The 14411-nt window shown below is 42.1% G+C and carries 16 protein-coding genes and 1 pseudogene; 15 read left to right on the top strand and 2 right to left on the bottom strand.

Translation table 11 applies throughout. The features are described from left to right. Positions 1–6: 6 nt before the first annotated feature. The 4 genes from ACXAFK_RS01335 to ACXAFK_RS01320 all read left to right on the top strand — a co-directional run bounded on the left by ACXAFK_RS01335 (position 7) and on the right by ACXAFK_RS01320 (position 3503). The gene (locus ACXAFK_RS01335; RefSeq protein ID WP_474956549.1) at positions 7–1299 is read left to right on the top strand and encodes an aminopeptidase P family protein; all 1293 of its coding nucleotides are present in this window, start codon (positions 7–9) and stop codon (positions 1297–1299) included. A 58-nt stretch (positions 1300–1357) separates the two neighbouring features. After that, the gene (locus ACXAFK_RS01330; protein WP_224835886.1) at positions 1358–1531 is read left to right on the top strand and encodes a hypothetical protein; all 174 of its coding nucleotides are present in this window, start codon (positions 1358–1360) and stop codon (positions 1529–1531) included. Between the two features lie 125 nt (positions 1532–1656). Continuing rightward, the gene (locus tag ACXAFK_RS01325; protein WP_474956548.1) at positions 1657–2892 is read left to right on the top strand and encodes an alpha/beta hydrolase; all 1236 of its coding nucleotides are present in this window, start codon (positions 1657–1659) and stop codon (positions 2890–2892) included. After that, positions 2889–3503, top strand: a complete 615-nt coding sequence (locus ACXAFK_RS01320; RefSeq protein WP_474956547.1) for a class I SAM-dependent methyltransferase — start codon at positions 2889–2891, stop codon at positions 3501–3503. Before ACXAFK_RS01325 ends, ACXAFK_RS01320 begins: the two co-directional genes overlap by 4 nt. 4 nt (positions 3504–3507) lie before the next feature. On the opposite strand, the gene brnQ is transcribed toward ACXAFK_RS01320, so the two are convergent. After that, positions 3508–4806, bottom strand: coding sequence for a branched-chain amino acid transport system II carrier protein (gene brnQ, locus ACXAFK_RS01315; protein ID WP_474958145.1), 1299 nt, complete (start codon positions 4804–4806; stop codon positions 3508–3510). 243 nt (positions 4807–5049) lie between these two features. On the opposite strand from brnQ, the gene ACXAFK_RS01310 reads away from it, so the two are divergent. Further along, positions 5050–5304: a hypothetical protein gene (locus ACXAFK_RS01310; RefSeq protein WP_224835883.1), complete on the top strand. Its 255-nt coding sequence runs from the start codon at positions 5050–5052 to the stop codon at positions 5302–5304. 117 nt (positions 5305–5421) lie between these two features. Here ACXAFK_RS01310 and thiL read toward each other — a convergent pair whose 3' ends face one another. Then, entirely contained in the window at positions 5422–6468 is a 1047-nt protein-coding gene (gene thiL, locus ACXAFK_RS01305; RefSeq protein ID WP_474956546.1) for a thiamine-phosphate kinase, read from the bottom strand. A gap of 249 nt (positions 6469–6717) precedes the next feature. On the opposite strand from thiL, the gene ACXAFK_RS01300 reads away from it, so the two are divergent. From ACXAFK_RS01300 to ACXAFK_RS01255, 10 genes and pseudogenes are all read left to right on the top strand, one after another. After that, a complete protein-coding gene (locus ACXAFK_RS01300; RefSeq protein WP_224835881.1) occupies positions 6718–7047 on the top strand; it encodes a HesB/IscA family protein in 330 nt (109 codons plus the stop codon). A 47-nt stretch (positions 7048–7094) separates the two neighbouring features. Beyond that, the gene (gene sufB / locus ACXAFK_RS01295) at positions 7095–8540 is read left to right on the top strand and encodes a Fe-S cluster assembly protein SufB (protein ID WP_224835880.1); all 1446 of its coding nucleotides are present in this window, start codon (positions 7095–7097) and stop codon (positions 8538–8540) included. An 86-nt stretch (positions 8541–8626) separates the two neighbouring features. Next, positions 8627–9379, top strand: coding sequence for a Fe-S cluster assembly ATPase SufC (sufC, locus tag ACXAFK_RS01290; protein WP_293297808.1), 753 nt, complete (start codon positions 8627–8629; stop codon positions 9377–9379). Positions 9380–9409: 30 nt separating this feature from the next. Further along, a pseudogene (locus tag ACXAFK_RS01285) lies at positions 9410–9817 on the top strand (four helix bundle protein). Between the two features lie 33 nt (positions 9818–9850). Next, positions 9851–11167, top strand: a complete 1317-nt coding sequence (gene sufD / locus ACXAFK_RS01280; RefSeq protein WP_474956545.1) for a Fe-S cluster assembly protein SufD — start codon at positions 9851–9853, stop codon at positions 11165–11167. A 27-nt stretch (positions 11168–11194) separates the two neighbouring features. Next, on the top strand, positions 11195–12421 hold the full coding sequence (locus ACXAFK_RS01275; protein ID WP_474956544.1) for an aminotransferase class V-fold PLP-dependent enzyme: 1227 nt from the start codon (positions 11195–11197) through the stop codon (positions 12419–12421). Positions 12422–12493: 72 nt separating this feature from the next. Next, positions 12494–12916 carry a SufE family protein gene (locus tag ACXAFK_RS01270; protein ID WP_224835877.1) on the top strand — a complete coding sequence of 141 codons (423 nt, stop codon included), beginning with the start codon at positions 12494–12496 and terminating at the stop codon, positions 12914–12916. Between the two features lie 6 nt (positions 12917–12922). Next, entirely contained in the window at positions 12923–13252 is a 330-nt protein-coding gene (locus ACXAFK_RS01265; RefSeq protein ID WP_100816841.1) for an iron-sulfur cluster assembly protein, read from the top strand. 19 nt (positions 13253–13271) lie between these two features. Beyond that, entirely contained in the window at positions 13272–13511 is a 240-nt protein-coding gene (locus ACXAFK_RS01260; protein WP_474956543.1) for a TIGR03643 family protein, read from the top strand. Between the two features lie 70 nt (positions 13512–13581). Continuing rightward, positions 13582–14091 carry a DUF2480 family protein gene (locus ACXAFK_RS01255; RefSeq protein ID WP_474956542.1) on the top strand — a complete coding sequence of 170 codons (510 nt, stop codon included), beginning with the start codon at positions 13582–13584 and terminating at the stop codon, positions 14089–14091. The last annotated feature ends 320 nt before the right edge of the window (positions 14092–14411 follow it).

Below are 14411 nucleotides of genomic sequence, written 5' to 3'. Positions count from 1 at the left end.
ATAGATATGAAATACGATCAATTAGACAGCAAACTTTTTGTGAAGAACCGTAAAAAGTTCACGGCATACATGAGGCCCAAAAGTATTGCAGTATTCAATTCTAACGATATTTACCCCATTGGCGCAGATAGCACCCTTCCTTTTGAGCAAGATCGGGATATTTTTTATCTGAGCGGTGCCGACCAAGAAGAGACCGTTCTGTTGCTTTTTCCGGACGCAATGGATTCCAAACACAGAGAGATTTTATTTGTTAGGGAGACCAATGATCATATTGCGGTGTGGGAAGGGGCAAAGCTGACCAAAGAAAAAGCGACCGAAGTGTCGGGCATAGAAACCATTTATTGGCTTTCGGATTTTGACAAGATATTCTTTGATCTGATGACCGAGGCCGATACCATTTATTTTAATACCAACGAACACTACAGGCAAGCGGTGGAAACCCAAACCCGGGAAGACCGTTTTATAGAAAAGGTAAAAAAAGAATATCCGGCGCACCAATGGGCGAAGAGCAACCCCATCTTACAAAAAATCCGCGGGATCAAGGAACCCGAGGAAATAGCAATAATGCAAAGAGCTTGCGATATTACCGAAAAAGGGTTTAGACGAGTACTTGGCTTTGTAAGGCCGGGCGTTTGGGAACACGAGATCGAGGCAGAATACCTGCACGAATTTATCCGAAATCGATCAAAAGGATTTGCCTACAGTCCTATTATAGCATCTGGTGGGAATGCCAACGTATTGCACTATATCGAGAATAACCAACAAACCAAGGCAGGTGATTTAATTTTGATGGATCTAGCCGCTGAGTACGCCAACTATTCCAGTGACATGACGCGGACCATACCGGTTAGTGGTAAGTTTACCGAAAGACAAAAAGAGGTATACCGTGCCGTTCTCCGAGTAAAGGATGAAGCTACAAAAATGTTGGTGCCCGGGACCATTTGGGCCGAATATCATAAAGAAGTTGGAAAGCTTATGACCTCGGAACTCGTGGGACTAGGACTATTGGATAAAGCAGATGTGCAGAACGAAGATCCCGAATGGCCAGCGTATAAAAAATACTTTATGCACGGTACCAGTCACCACATAGGACTTAACACGCATGATTATGGAGAGTTGAAAACTCCGATGAAGGCCAATATGGTATTTACGGTAGAACCTGGTATCTACATTCCAGCAGAGGGTATGGGCATTCGTTTGGAGGATGATGTGGTTATACAAGAAAAAGGAGAGCCGTTCAATTTAATGCGCAACATCCCAATAGAAATTGAAGAGATAGAAGAATTGATGAATAGTTAATGTGTCAATTTAAGCAAATATAAATTGCTGTAACACCCCTTTTTTAAACACGATGTTTATGAATCTATTCTGGTCGATTCAACAATCCAACATAGAACAAAAAATTAAGGAAGCTCCCGATAGCGCATACGAAATAGGTGTGGTGATCGGGAGTTACCTCCCTTTTGTGGTATTGGCAGGAATTGCTTATGCCATATACTATTACAACAAAAAGAACCGTGGTTCCGACTAGCTGAGGCAATCCCATAACAATACCTTTTCTTATAAACCTTAAACTACTGGTTTATATATGGTGCTGGACTTGCGACCTTTGTTGGATTCACTTAACTTAGGTTCTCGCAATTTATCGTATAAAAAATGTCCAGAACAACTTATATTTTTTCATTGCTTTTTGCTTTCGCTTATACAGCGTACGCCAATCCAAATACAATGGTCGTCCAAAAAGCCTTTAAGGTTACGCAGGTTCCTTCGGAACATGGCTCTTATGTGGTTTCCCCGGAAATACCTGCAGATGGAATAGTGCTTTCCGGTACGGAACTTACCGTAACGGCAACGGCAACGGCAGGATATAGTTTGGATGCGATTTATTATACCTTTAAGGGCGGGCCTTGGGGTACGTTGAGTGTAGAGAGCTTTGAGCCTACCATGAAGATAACCGTGGACAGGGATTTGGATTTGGGAGCAGTTTTTGTGAAAAACAGTTTGGTGGAAAACCTCAACGTTACCCATGATGTAGTCTATGCCCGACCGGGCAAAAAAACTTTAAAATATGATGTGTTTTCGCCTAAGGGGGCACATAAATTGCCTATGGTCATTATTGTACATGGAGGTGGATGGTCTGCCAACAACGAAGATATTATGAGGGGTTTGGCAAGGGAATTGGCAAAAGACGATCGATATGTTGTTTTTAGTATTGATTACCGCTGGATAAACAATTTGGATGGGGATACCGAGCCCAATTCAATGCACCAACTGATCGAAGATGTGTTCGGGGCAATAGCACATATACAGCAGCATGCTACCAAATATGGCGGGGACCCCGATCGCATTGCAGTAACGGGAGATAGTGCGGGAGGACATTTATCGGCCTCAGCGGCAGTATTATGTTCGTTGATCGGGGATGGTGGTTTTGGCATTGCCGATGGTGTCTATCAGTTTGCTCCAACTTATATTCCCAAAGGAAAAAGTATAGAAGAAGTCCGTTCACGGATTATGGGTGCAATAAAAGTAGCAGCGCCGAGTTATGGCCTTTTTAGTGCCTCGGATTTTAAACCATTTATTCGCCAGGAGGATCAAGGATATTTAGATGCCATATCTCCGGTTGCCCATGTTCCGAGCAGTGCCCATAGGGTCATACCACATTTTATGGTCAGAGGGACCGAGGATGGCTTGGTCACCAAGAACGTAGTACACCCATACGTTCAAGAATTAAAGAAGCAAGGGCAGACGGTTCAGAACATAGAGGTTAAAGGAGCCGGACACGCTTTTTTTGATTGGAAACCGGATGCACAGACCAGGAAAACTTTCGAGAGATATGGTGTCCCTTACGCTGCAAAAATGAAATCCTTTTTTGATTCTGTTTTTTATAAATGATGCAAAAAAGAAAAAATCATTGGGAAACCGTTTATCGGACAAAAAATCCGGATGAGGTCAGCTGGACCCAAGATATCCCAAAAACATCACTCGAATTGATACAGGCAATTAACTTGGACAAGAGTGCCAAAATAATTGATGTAGGCGGAGGAGATGGTAAGTTGGTCGATTTTTTACTGAACGAAGGATTTGAAAATATAACGGTTCTTGATATTTCGGGCAAGGCGATTGAAAGAGCTCAATCGAGGTTGGGAGACAAAGCTCGGAAAGTAACATGGATCGAGTGTGATATCACTGATTTTCAAACTGAAGAAAGGTATGATGTTTGGCACGATAGGGCGGCATTTCATTTTTTGACAGAGGAAGATCAGATTCAGGCTTACGTGAATTTGGCAGAAAAAGCTGTTTTGGACTATTTGATTCTAGGCACGTTCTCCGAGAACGGGCCCAAAAAATGCAGTGGCTTGGATATTAAGCAATATAATGAAGTTCAAATGGCAGAAACTTTTCAAAATTTCACAAAAATCAGTTGCCGAACACTTGACCATATCACACCTTTCGGCACCAAACAGAATTTTACTTTTTGTAGCTTTAAACGAATGGGTGGCTAATACTTTACGCTTGTTTTTTTCCGTGAACCAAGTTGGAAATTAAAAAAGCCACCAAACTGGGCAGAACCCAACCTAATTGATAATCGTTAAAAGGTATCCAAGTGGTATAATGGGATATATGATCGCCCAGTCCAACACTTCCCAAAAAATCGGGAATACTGAACAGAACAGTTACACTTACCACTCTTTTGAACACTTTGGAAGAGCTCCATTGTTCCGGAATTACATTCAATAGAATCAATACAATAGTGATGGGGTAAATAAACATAAGCGCAGGAACCGCTACGGCAATAATATGGCCTACATTAAATTGCCCCACCATTACCCCTAGAAAACAACTTATAAGTGCAGTGACCCGATATGCCAAAATGGAATTGTTGAACCTACCTTTTATAAAATCTGCCGTACCCGTTACAATGCCCACGGCTGTAGTAAAACAGGCAAAGCTTACCAATACACTTAGAAAAAAGTTGGCTTTTTGACCTAGAGTTTCGGTGCTAATGCCTCGTAAAAGTGCGGTTCTGGAAATTTCGTCATCAAAAGACCCTCCGAACAATGCGCCGGTTAAAATTAGTCCTCCATAAACCAAAAGCAACCCAATGCCCGCCCAAAGTCCCGCTTTTGCAATAAGAGTTTTCTTTTCTTGGAACGAGGCTGTTTTTTCCTTTATGTTAACGGAAATGATGATTACGGCCCCAACGACCACCGCTCCGATGGCATCAAAGGTTTGATAGCCCTCCAAAATCCCGGAACTAAAAGGACGTTCCATCTCGGAAGTTACAAAGTCAAAATCCAGGGAAAAAATCGTTGTGGCAATTATCGCGATCAGTATAATAAGAATGCCCGGGGTCAATAATTTGCCCAAAAGGTCCAATATTTTGGAGCGATTTATGGCAAAAACAAATACCAAAATAAAATAGATCAAACTGGTCAGTAGCGATGACGAGTCCAAAAATGGTTGAATGGCCATTTCGTGGGTCACCGAAGCTGTTCTTGGTGAAGGCAGAGAAATGGCGATGCCATAAATTATGTAGCAGTATATGGCACTGAACATGGGCGACACCTTTTTGGCAAAATCGAACAAGGTTCCCTGGAGTTTGGCATGTGCCATTATTCCTAAAATAGGGATGAGAACACCCGAAATACAGAAACCTAGGGTGACTAGCCACCATAAACTCCCTGATTTGTATCCTAAAAGCGGTGGCAAAACCAAATTTCCTGCACCAAAAAAGAGGGAAAACAGAGCAAATGCAGTTACAGTTAACGTTTTTTTATTCTGGCGTTGTTGATAATTTGTTTTCAATATAGTATCTTTCAAAAGCGTTTTTTGGCGGAAAAAGATGTCTTTTAGTCGATTTTTTGGTATTTCATCGAAAAAAATGTTTTAGCAGTGTATTGATAAAATAAAAAGTTATCAACATCCGTTCCAGTAAAAAGAGTAACCTCTAAATTATATTCGTATAACAAAAAATTACAAGTAACCAATTTAAGCATTTTTCGAAGCCCCATTTCGTCAACCATTGCTTTTCTTCAAACAAACCAGCTTATGAAAACATCTACTATCCAGCATGGCAAAAAATTATCTTCTTTCTTTTGTAGTTTGTTCGGGCACCATTATGTGGTTTCCAAAAAAGTAACAGAGCACATTAAAGAGTACAAATGTGTACATTGCCAAAAACAGGTTACAACGGATGTCAGTGGAAAACTATCTGCATTGACTCCTCAAATGCAAGAAATCAACAGTACATTGGAAGATATGTACAGAAAACGAAAAAGTAGGGTGGTGCACCAAGTAGCATAACCCTTTTTCTTTTTAAAAAAGGCCAAATCTTATCCCGGAAACTTAAGTAATTACCTACTGCTACTGGTTACGTGCCCCAATACCATGTTGTAGGGAAATCTTGATTTTCGGGATTTTTTATTTCTCAAAAGAATTCCAACCCTGTGCCGTAATCGGAATTTTGGTCTCTGCTCTAGTGATCAAATGTATCCCTTCATTCTTTTCCGTCATGTGACCTATAACCGTTAGATTGGGATTTCCTTTAATTTTTGGAAAATCAGCTTGATCAATGGTGAACAGCAATTCATAATCCTCCCCACCACTCAGGGCAATCATGGTGCTATCCATCTTAAATTCTTCCGAAGCAGAAATAACCGTGGGGTCCAAAGGAATTTTATCCTCAAAAACATTGCATCCCAAATCACTGTGCTTGCACAAATGAAGAACCTCTGAAGATAGTCCATCGCTAATATCTATCATGGAAGTAGGTTTTACTTCCAATTTCGTGAGGAGTTCCACAATGTCCTTGCGGGCTTCAGGCTTTAGTTGTCGCTCCACGATGTAAGAGTAGGGTTCAAGATCTGGTTGGCTGTTCGGGTTTACCTTGAACACTTCCTTTTCCCGTTCAAGTACTTGTAGTCCCAGGTAGGCGCCACCAAGGTCTCCGGTCACTACCAATAAATCGTTTGGTTTGCCCCCTTTGCGGTAAACAATGTCATTTTCATTGGCAATGCCAATTGCGGCAACGCTTATTATCATTCCGCGTGTAGAAGATGTAGTATCGCCACCGACCAGATCAACATTGTATAATTTACAAGCAAGCGCAACCCCGGCATAAAACTCTTCCAGGGCTTCGAGGGGAAACCTGTTGGAAATGGCCAACGAAACCGTAATTTGTGTTGCCATGGCGTTCATGGCGTAGATATCGGAAAGGTTGACCATCACCGATTTATAGCCCAAGTGCTTTAAGGGCATGTAGCTTAAGTCAAAATGAACACCTTCTACAAGCATATCCGTAGAAACTACGGTTTTTTTTGCTCCATAATCCATAACGGCTGCGTCGTCGCCAACACCGATCAATGAGGATGGTTGTTTGAGTTCAAAGTTTTTGGTAAGATGTTCGATCAGGCCAAATTCGCCCAATTCTTCCAACGATGTACGTTCTTGATTCTTGTCTTCTAGCATTTTACAAAAATAATGAGGATAATCGTAAATTCTGGTGTCGGGCGGCACATAAAAATGTTTTAGGCGGAAACATGTCAAATGTCATTAAGAATATGTGTGAATTCACGACTGATGGGACTTGTGGTCAAACCGTCCTGATTTTCCATAGGAAACACCTATGGAATCATTCGTTATAATAATGTTAGTTGCTATGGTAAAACCCTTTAGATACAGTATATTTGTGGGCTATTTAGATTAAATTCAAGTAAGATGATTAAGGTTTCAGAATCAGCAAGGCATAAAGTGGTGTCGCTCATGACCGAAGAAGGTTTCAATGCGACCACAGATTATGTACGTGTTGGTGTAAAGAGCGGAGGATGCAGCGGATTGTCTTATGAGTTAAAGTTCGACAAGTCGGCTGCTGATACAGATAAGGTTTTTGAGGATAATAACGTAAGGATTATCGTGGATAAAAAAAGCTTTTTGTATCTCGTGGGCACCACATTGGAATATTCCGGAGGTTTAAACGGAAAGGGCTTTGTTTTCAATAATCCAAATGCCCAACGAACCTGTGGATGTGGAGAGAGTTTTTCACTATAAAATTGAAACTGTTGATTGATTGTTGTCAATTAACAAAATGAGAGCGTATGGCTTATACAGAGGAAGAATTAAAAAAAGAACTGGAGACCAAGGAATACGAGTACGGTTTCTACACGGATATTGAATCGGACACCCTGCCCAAAGGGTTGAACGAGGATATTGTAATAGCTATTTCCAAAAAGAAGGAGGAGCCCGAGTGGATGACGGAGTGGCGACTGGAAGCTTTTCGTGCCTGGAAGGAAATGGAGGAGCCAGAATGGGCCAATGTGACTTATGAAAAACCCGATTTTCAAGATATCTCCTACTATTCGGCCCCTAACAAAAAACCCAAGTACAATAGCCTCGACGAGGTAGATCCAGAACTATTGGAGACTTTTAAAAAGTTGGGAATATCCGTGGACGAACAGAAAAAGTTGGCCGGGGTAGCGGTGGATATTGTGATGGATTCCGTTTCTGTGGCCACAACCTTCAAAAAAACCCTGGCGGAAAAAGGAATAATTTTTTGTTCCATTTCAGAAGCTATCCAGGAACATCCTGAATTGGTGAAGAAATACCTGGGAACTGTAGTGCCCAAAAAAGATAATTTTTATGCAGCGTTGAACTCCGCCGTATTCTCCGATGGGTCATTCTGTTATATCCCAAAAGGAGTAAGATGTCCCATGGAGCTTTCCACTTATTTCCGTATCAACCAAGCGGGAACAGGACAGTTCGAAAGAACCTTGGTGGTGGCGGATGAAGGCAGCTATGTAAGCTATTTGGAAGGCTGTACCGCACCTTCCCGCGACGAGAACCAACTGCATGCAGCGGTTGTAGAGCTTATCGCCTTGGACGATGCCGAGATCAAATATTCTACCGTACAAAACTGGTACCCGGGCAATAGTGAAGGTAAAGGAGGGGTATTCAATTTTGTGACCAAGCGAGGGATTTGTGAAAAAAATGCCAAGATTTCTTGGACACAAGTGGAAACAGGATCGGCCGTAACTTGGAAATACCCATCATGTGTATTAAAAGGAGACAACTCAATAGGTGAGTTCTATTCCATTGCCGTGACCAATAATTTTCAGCAAGCGGATACCGGGACCAAGATGATCCACTTGGGAAAAAACACCAAGAGTACCATAATTTCCAAGGGAATTTCCGCCGGACAATCACAAAATAGTTACCGAGGCCTGGTTCAAGTAAACAGCAGGGCCGAAAACGCCAGAAACTTTTCGCAATGTGATTCCCTGTTGATGGGCAACCGTTGTGGAGCGCACACATTCCCCTACATCGAGGCCAAAAACAAATCGGCACAAATAGAGCACGAGGCTACCACCAGTAAAATTGGAGAGGACCAAATTTTCTATTGTAACCAAAGGGGGATCGATACCGAAAAGGCCATTGCCTTGATCGTGAACGGATTTAGTAAGGAAGTGTTGAACAAACTTCCAATGGAATTTGCAGTAGAAGCACAAAAACTATTGGAAATTAGTTTGGAAGGATCAGTAGGATAGCTTCGGTTGAGCTCAGCTACCCAATTCGATTTGTGGTAGAGTTAAGTCGAAATCACAATTAATAAGATAGGATACAATTATAGAAGATGCTAGAAATCAAAAATTTACACGCAAGCGTAGACGATAAAGAAATCCTTAAGGGAATCGACCTAAAGGTGAACGCAGGAGAGGTGCACGCCATTATGGGCCCCAACGGTTCAGGTAAAAGTACTTTGGCCGAAGTAATTGCAGGTCAGGAAGAATTTGAAGTGGGAGAAGGAAACATTCTCTTGGAAGGAGAGGACTTGGAAGAACTTTCACCAGAAGAAAGAGCTCACAAAGGAGTGTTCTTGTCCTTTCAATACCCAGTTGAGATTCCTGGAGTGTCGGTGACCAACTTTATGAAGACCGCAATAAACGAATCCAGAAAAGCACAAGGATTGGAAGACATGCCGGCCAATGAAATGCTCAAAAAGATTCGTGAGAAGTCCGAAATGTTGGAAATTGACAGAAAATTTCTTTCACGCTCTTTGAACGAAGGCTTTTCTGGTGGTGAAAAGAAACGGAACGAGATTTTTCAAATGGCAATGATGGAACCCAAATTGGCCATTCTTGATGAGACCGATTCTGGATTGGATATCGATGCACTCCGTATCGTGGCCAATGGCGTAAACAAATTGCGCAGCAAGGACAATGCCATTATTGTGATAACGCACTACCAAAGATTGTTGGATTACATTGTGCCGGATTTTGTACATGTATTGTACAATGGTAAAATCGTAAAATCCGGGACCAAGGAACTAGCTTTGGAGCTGGAAGAAAAAGGATACGATTGGTTGAAAGAAGATGCTGTAGTTTAGGAGTTTCAAGTTTAATGTTGTCCCGATCTAATGGCTACCGTAAAAAAGTTTGAAGATTTAGAGATTTGGCAGGAAGCCAGAAAGCTATCCAAGGACATCATCCGTATTGCAAAAGAAACCGATTTGAAGAATCATTTTAGACTAAGAGATCAGATAAAGGCATCTTCGGGTTCTGTAATGGACAATATTGCCGAAGGCTTTGAAAGGGATGGTAACTTGGAATTCAGACAATTTCTTTCAATTGCAAAAGGATCTGCGGGAGAATCAAGATCACAATTGTACCGGGTTTTTGATAACAATTAAATCACCATTGATGAATTGCAAAAGCTGACTTCTGAGTATGAAGTCCTTAGCCGGAAAATTGCAAACTTCATCAACTATTTAAATAAAAAGGATTTTAAAGGAGTAAAGTTTAAGGAGAATCAGCGAGAAACCTAAAACATGAAACCCTTAACCTGAAACATTAAAAAAATGGATTTAAAGGAAAAATTAGTCTCCTCATTTTTGGCTTTTGAAGATGGTATGGATTTAGACCATCCCGTACACGAAGAAAGGTCCAGGGCCATAAAGAATTTTGAGAGCAAAGGGTTTCCGTCCAAAAAAGACGAAGCCTGGAAATATACATCCCTTAAAAGTTTGGAAAAGATAGATTTCAGCATCTTTCCAAAACACGAGACCTCGTTGGAGTACAAGGATGTCAAAAAATATTTCCTACACGAGATAGACACATACAAAATTGTATTTGTAGATGGAGTCTACAGTTCTTACCTATCTGAAACCACACACGATGGAGTGGATGTATGTTTGATGAGCTCGGCCTTTAGCAAGCCCATGTTCCAGCAAGTGATCGAAGTATATTTCAACAAAGCGGCATCAAAAGATGAAACGCTGACCTCGTTGAACACAGCTTTCAGTAAAGAAGGAGCCTATATCTACATCCCAAAGAACAAAATGCCCAAAAAACCCATCCAGATACTGCATTTGGCAACGGGTAACGAAGCGGCCCTGATGTTGCAGCCGCGTAACTTGATCGTGGCAGAAGACAACGCTGAGGTCCAGATTATAGAGCGCCACCAGAGTTTGACGGGGAACGAAGTTTTTACAAACTCCGTGACCGAGATTTTTGCGGGCAAGGACGCTATTGTTGACTACTACAAGGTACAGAACGATGCCCCTACAGCTTCCTTGGTGGACAACACCTATATTTCACAAAAGGATAGCAGCGTAGTGCGCGTACACACTTTTTCTTTGGGAGGTAAACTTATCCGTAACAACCTGAACTTTTATCAGAACGGGGAACGTATCGACTCTACCTTGAAAGGCGTAACCATTTTGGGAGATAAGCAGCATGTGGACCACCACACCTTGGTGCACCACGCACAACCTAATTGTGAGAGCCATCAGGATTATAAAGGCATTTTTGGCGATAGTTCCACCGGGGTCTTTAATGGTAAGATCATTGTGGACAAGATTGCACAGAAAACGGATGCCTTTCAGCAGAACAACAATATATTGTTGAGCGATAAGTCTACTATCAATTCGAAGCCCCAACTGGAGATTTTTGCGGACGATGTAAAATGTTCGCACGGATGTACCATTGGTCAGTTGGATGATGAAGCCCTTTTTTACCTAAGATCAAGGGGAATACCAAAAAAAGAGGCCAAGGCTTTAATGATGTACGCTTTTGCGAACAACGTATTGGAAAGCGTTCGAATCCCTGAACTAAAAGTTAGGATTAATAAAATCATTGCGGATAAACTCGGCGTTCGTATGGGTTTTGACCTCTAAAAAAAGGATTTTCACCGTTACATTACCATGATAGAGACCACTTTGGACATACAGACCATTAGAAAGGATTTTCCCATCCTCCAAAGAGAGGTCAATGGTAAGCCTTTGGTATACTTGGACAATGCAGCCACCTCGCAGACGCCACAGCAGGTGATTGACACCATTGTCGATTATTATCAAAACTATAATGCCAATATCCATCGTGGGGTGCATACCTTGTCGCAAGAAGCCACTGATGCCTACGAGGCTGCCCGTCACAAAATCCAGAAGCATTTCAATATTGCCCATTCCCGAGAAGTGATCTTTACTTCGGGGACCACACAGAGCATCAATTTGGTGGCAACCGGATTCACTTCCTTTTTAAAAGAAGGAGATGAGATTTTAGTGTCTGCCATGGAGCACCATTCCAATATTGTACCATGGCAAATGTTGTGTGAACGCACGGGAGCACTTCTTAAAGTGATTCCGATGAATCTAGATGGGGAATTGGTCATGGAGGAATACCACAACCTATTGTCCGATAAGACGAAGTTGGTCTTCTGCAACCACGTGTCCAATGCATTGGGAACCGTTAACCCAATTGAAAAAATTATTGATGCCGCACACAAGGTAGGGGCAGCAGTCTTGATAGATGGAGCACAGGCAGCCCCACATATTAAAGCTGATCTGCAAGCTTTGGATGTGGATTTTTATACCGTTTCCGCACACAAAATGTGTGGACCAACGGGTGTTGGAATGCTATATGGAAAAGAGGAATGGCTCAAGAAATTGCCTCCTTACCAAGGCGGAGGCGAAATGATCGCGGAGGTGACCTTTGAAAAGACCACCTATGCCGACCTGCCCCATAAATTTGAAGCCGGAACACCCAACATTTGCGGTGGAATCGCTTTTGGAGCAGCTTTGGACTATATGAACAGTATCGGATTTGATGCCATTGCCCAATATGAAGATGAATTGTTGCAATATGCTACGGAGCAATTGCTCACGATCGAAGGCCTCAAGATTTACGGAACTGCAGTACATAAAACTTCGGTGATATCCTTTAATATTGAGGGAATTCATCCCTACGATATCGGTACCATTGTGGACAAACTGGGGATAGCCGTTAGAACCGGTCACCATTGTGCACAGCCCATCATGGATTTTTACCAAATTCCGGGAACTGTACGGGCCAGTTTTAGCTTTTACAACACCAAGGAAGAAGTGGATAAGCTGGTAGAAGGTATAAAACGAGCCAAAAACATGTTGCTTTAGGCAAAGCGTTATCTTTATCTTAAACACTTGAATCGCAGCATAGCGAGTTGTATTTTTGAACAAAACCATTGCATGACCATAAAAGAGATACAGGAAGAGATAATAGACGAGTTTTCCATGTTCGACGACTGGATGCAGCGCTACGAATACATGATCGAGCTCGGTAAATCACTTCCGTTAATAGAAGAAAAATATAAAACCGACGACAACATCATAAAAGGTTGTCAGAGCAAAGTGTGGGTACACGCCGAACTGGATGGAGACAAGTTGGTTTTTACAGCAGATAGCGATGCCATTATCACCAAAGGCATTATTGCCATTTTGATCAGGGCGTTCAGCAACCAAAAACCACAGGACATTATTGATGCCGATACCGAGTTCATTGATGAAATTGGACTAAAAGAACATTTGTCCCCCACCCGCGCCAACGGATTGGTCAGTATGATCAAGCAATTGAAATTGTATGCAGTTGCCTATCAAACACAGTTAAAATAACACAGAATGAGTGAAGAAACTACCATAGATACACAAGAACTGGGCGAAAAAATCGTAAAGGTGCTCAAGACCATTTATGATCCGGAAATCCCTGTGGATATTTACGAGTTGGGACTGATTTACGATGTATTTGTGAACGAAGAATACGAAGTTAAGATCTTGATGACCCTGACATCCCCTAACTGTCCCGTGGCGGAAACTTTGCCCGTGGAGGTAGAAGAAAAGGTAAAGTCCATTGACGTTTTGAAGGATGTGGAAGTGGAGATCACTTTTGACCCACCATGGACCCAAGAACTGATGAGCGAAGAAGCCAAATTGGAACTCGGGCTCCTGTAAAATACACAGCCAAACCCAAATGCAGATGACCGCAAGACAAATTGATAGGATTATTGAGATGGCTTGGGAGGATAGAACCCCTTTCGAAGCCATAGAATACCAATTTGACCTCAAGGAAAACGATGTAAGGGAAATAATGCGCAGCAACCTTAAACGTTCGTCTTTTGAGTTGTGGAGAAAGCGGGTAAAAGGAAGAAAGACCAAGCACCAGAAAACATCTCCGGCCAATCGGTTTCGTTCGCAGAATCAAAAGCTCTAATGCATTTTTTGTTTTCTTAGAAATGTCCACTGGTCGGTATTTAGGTCTAACTACTGAAATCTAACATCTGATGTCTGAAGAAATTGTAAATAGAGTAGCCCAAAGCAAGTTGATCACTTTCAACCTGGAGGATTATTATCCAAAGGGAGAGCGAAAGGTGTTGGACATTAAGGATTGGCTGTACGAAGGCTTTATTTTACGTGAAAAGGAGTTCCGTGCACACGTTGATGAACATGATTGGACAGCCTATCAAGATGCCTATGTGGCGCTACAATGTTCCTCGGATGCCATAGTGCCCGGTTGGGCCTTTATGCTGATTGCCTCTAAACTACAGCCCTATGCCAAAAAGGTGAGTCATGGAAGTTTGGAATACTTGGAAACCGCTTTATATCAAAACATATTGGAGCAATTGGACGTTTCTGATTTTAAGGACAAACCCGTGATTATAAAAGGATGTTCCAATAAACCCGTACCCGAAAATGCTTATTTGATGGCCGTGACCAAAATACAGGAAGTGGCCAAAAGTGTAATGTACGGCGAAGCCTGTTCCTCGGTGCCCTTGTTTAAAAGAAAGAAATAGATTTCAGTTGGCAGTAGTCCAGCGGGCAGTAGGCAGTATGCCGCTGACACCAATATCACGAATTATCACTAATAGGACTCTTTGTCAATTCGAACGTCGTGAAGCATCTTTTTTATCTACTAAATAACCCTGTCATTGTCATTTCGAACTGCCACCCCGAGCGCTGGTCATTGAGCTAAGTCGAAATGGGTTGAGGGGGCAGGGAGAAACCTTGACAGGAACCAAGAGCCAGGAATCAAGATTTAAGAGGACATTTCTTTTGAACTTGAGACTTGAACTTGCACTTAAGCAAGAGATTTCTCAATCGTCAAGAATTATTT

This window comes from Flagellimonas sp. ABD4_174, assembly GCF_056160185.1.
The sequence above is the reverse complement of the archived record's forward strand: the minus strand, read 5'-3'. Positions and strand labels throughout refer to the sequence as shown.

Coding starts and splice junctions, on each gene's coding strand:
- ACXAFK_RS01335 (WP_474956549.1), top strand. CDS start 7: ATGAAATACGATCAATTAGACAGCAAACTTTTTGTGAAGAACCGTAAA.
- ACXAFK_RS01330 (WP_224835886.1), top strand. CDS start 1,358: ATGAATCTATTCTGGTCGATTCAACAATCCAACATAGAACAAAAAATT.
- ACXAFK_RS01325 (WP_474956548.1), top strand. CDS start 1,657: ATGTCCAGAACAACTTATATTTTTTCATTGCTTTTTGCTTTCGCTTAT.
- ACXAFK_RS01320 (WP_474956547.1), top strand. CDS start 2,889: ATGATGCAAAAAAGAAAAAATCATTGGGAAACCGTTTATCGGACAAAA.
- ACXAFK_RS01310 (WP_224835883.1), top strand. CDS start 5,050: ATGAAAACATCTACTATCCAGCATGGCAAAAAATTATCTTCTTTCTTT.
- thiL (WP_474956546.1), bottom strand. CDS start 6,468: ATGCTAGAAGACAAGAATCAAGAACGTACATCGTTGGAAGAATTGGGC.
- ACXAFK_RS01300 (WP_224835881.1), top strand. CDS start 6,718: ATGATTAAGGTTTCAGAATCAGCAAGGCATAAAGTGGTGTCGCTCATG.
- sufB (WP_224835880.1), top strand. CDS start 7,095: ATGGCTTATACAGAGGAAGAATTAAAAAAAGAACTGGAGACCAAGGAA.
- sufC (WP_293297808.1), top strand. CDS start 8,627: ATGCTAGAAATCAAAAATTTACACGCAAGCGTAGACGATAAAGAAATC.
- sufD (WP_474956545.1), top strand. CDS start 9,851: ATGGATTTAAAGGAAAAATTAGTCTCCTCATTTTTGGCTTTTGAAGAT.
- ACXAFK_RS01275 (WP_474956544.1), top strand. CDS start 11,195: ATGATAGAGACCACTTTGGACATACAGACCATTAGAAAGGATTTTCCC.
- ACXAFK_RS01270 (WP_224835877.1), top strand. CDS start 12,494: ATGACCATAAAAGAGATACAGGAAGAGATAATAGACGAGTTTTCCATG.
- ACXAFK_RS01265 (WP_100816841.1), top strand. CDS start 12,923: ATGAGTGAAGAAACTACCATAGATACACAAGAACTGGGCGAAAAAATC.
- ACXAFK_RS01260 (WP_474956543.1), top strand. CDS start 13,272: ATGCAGATGACCGCAAGACAAATTGATAGGATTATTGAGATGGCTTGG.
- ACXAFK_RS01255 (WP_474956542.1), top strand. CDS start 13,582: ATGTCTGAAGAAATTGTAAATAGAGTAGCCCAAAGCAAGTTGATCACT.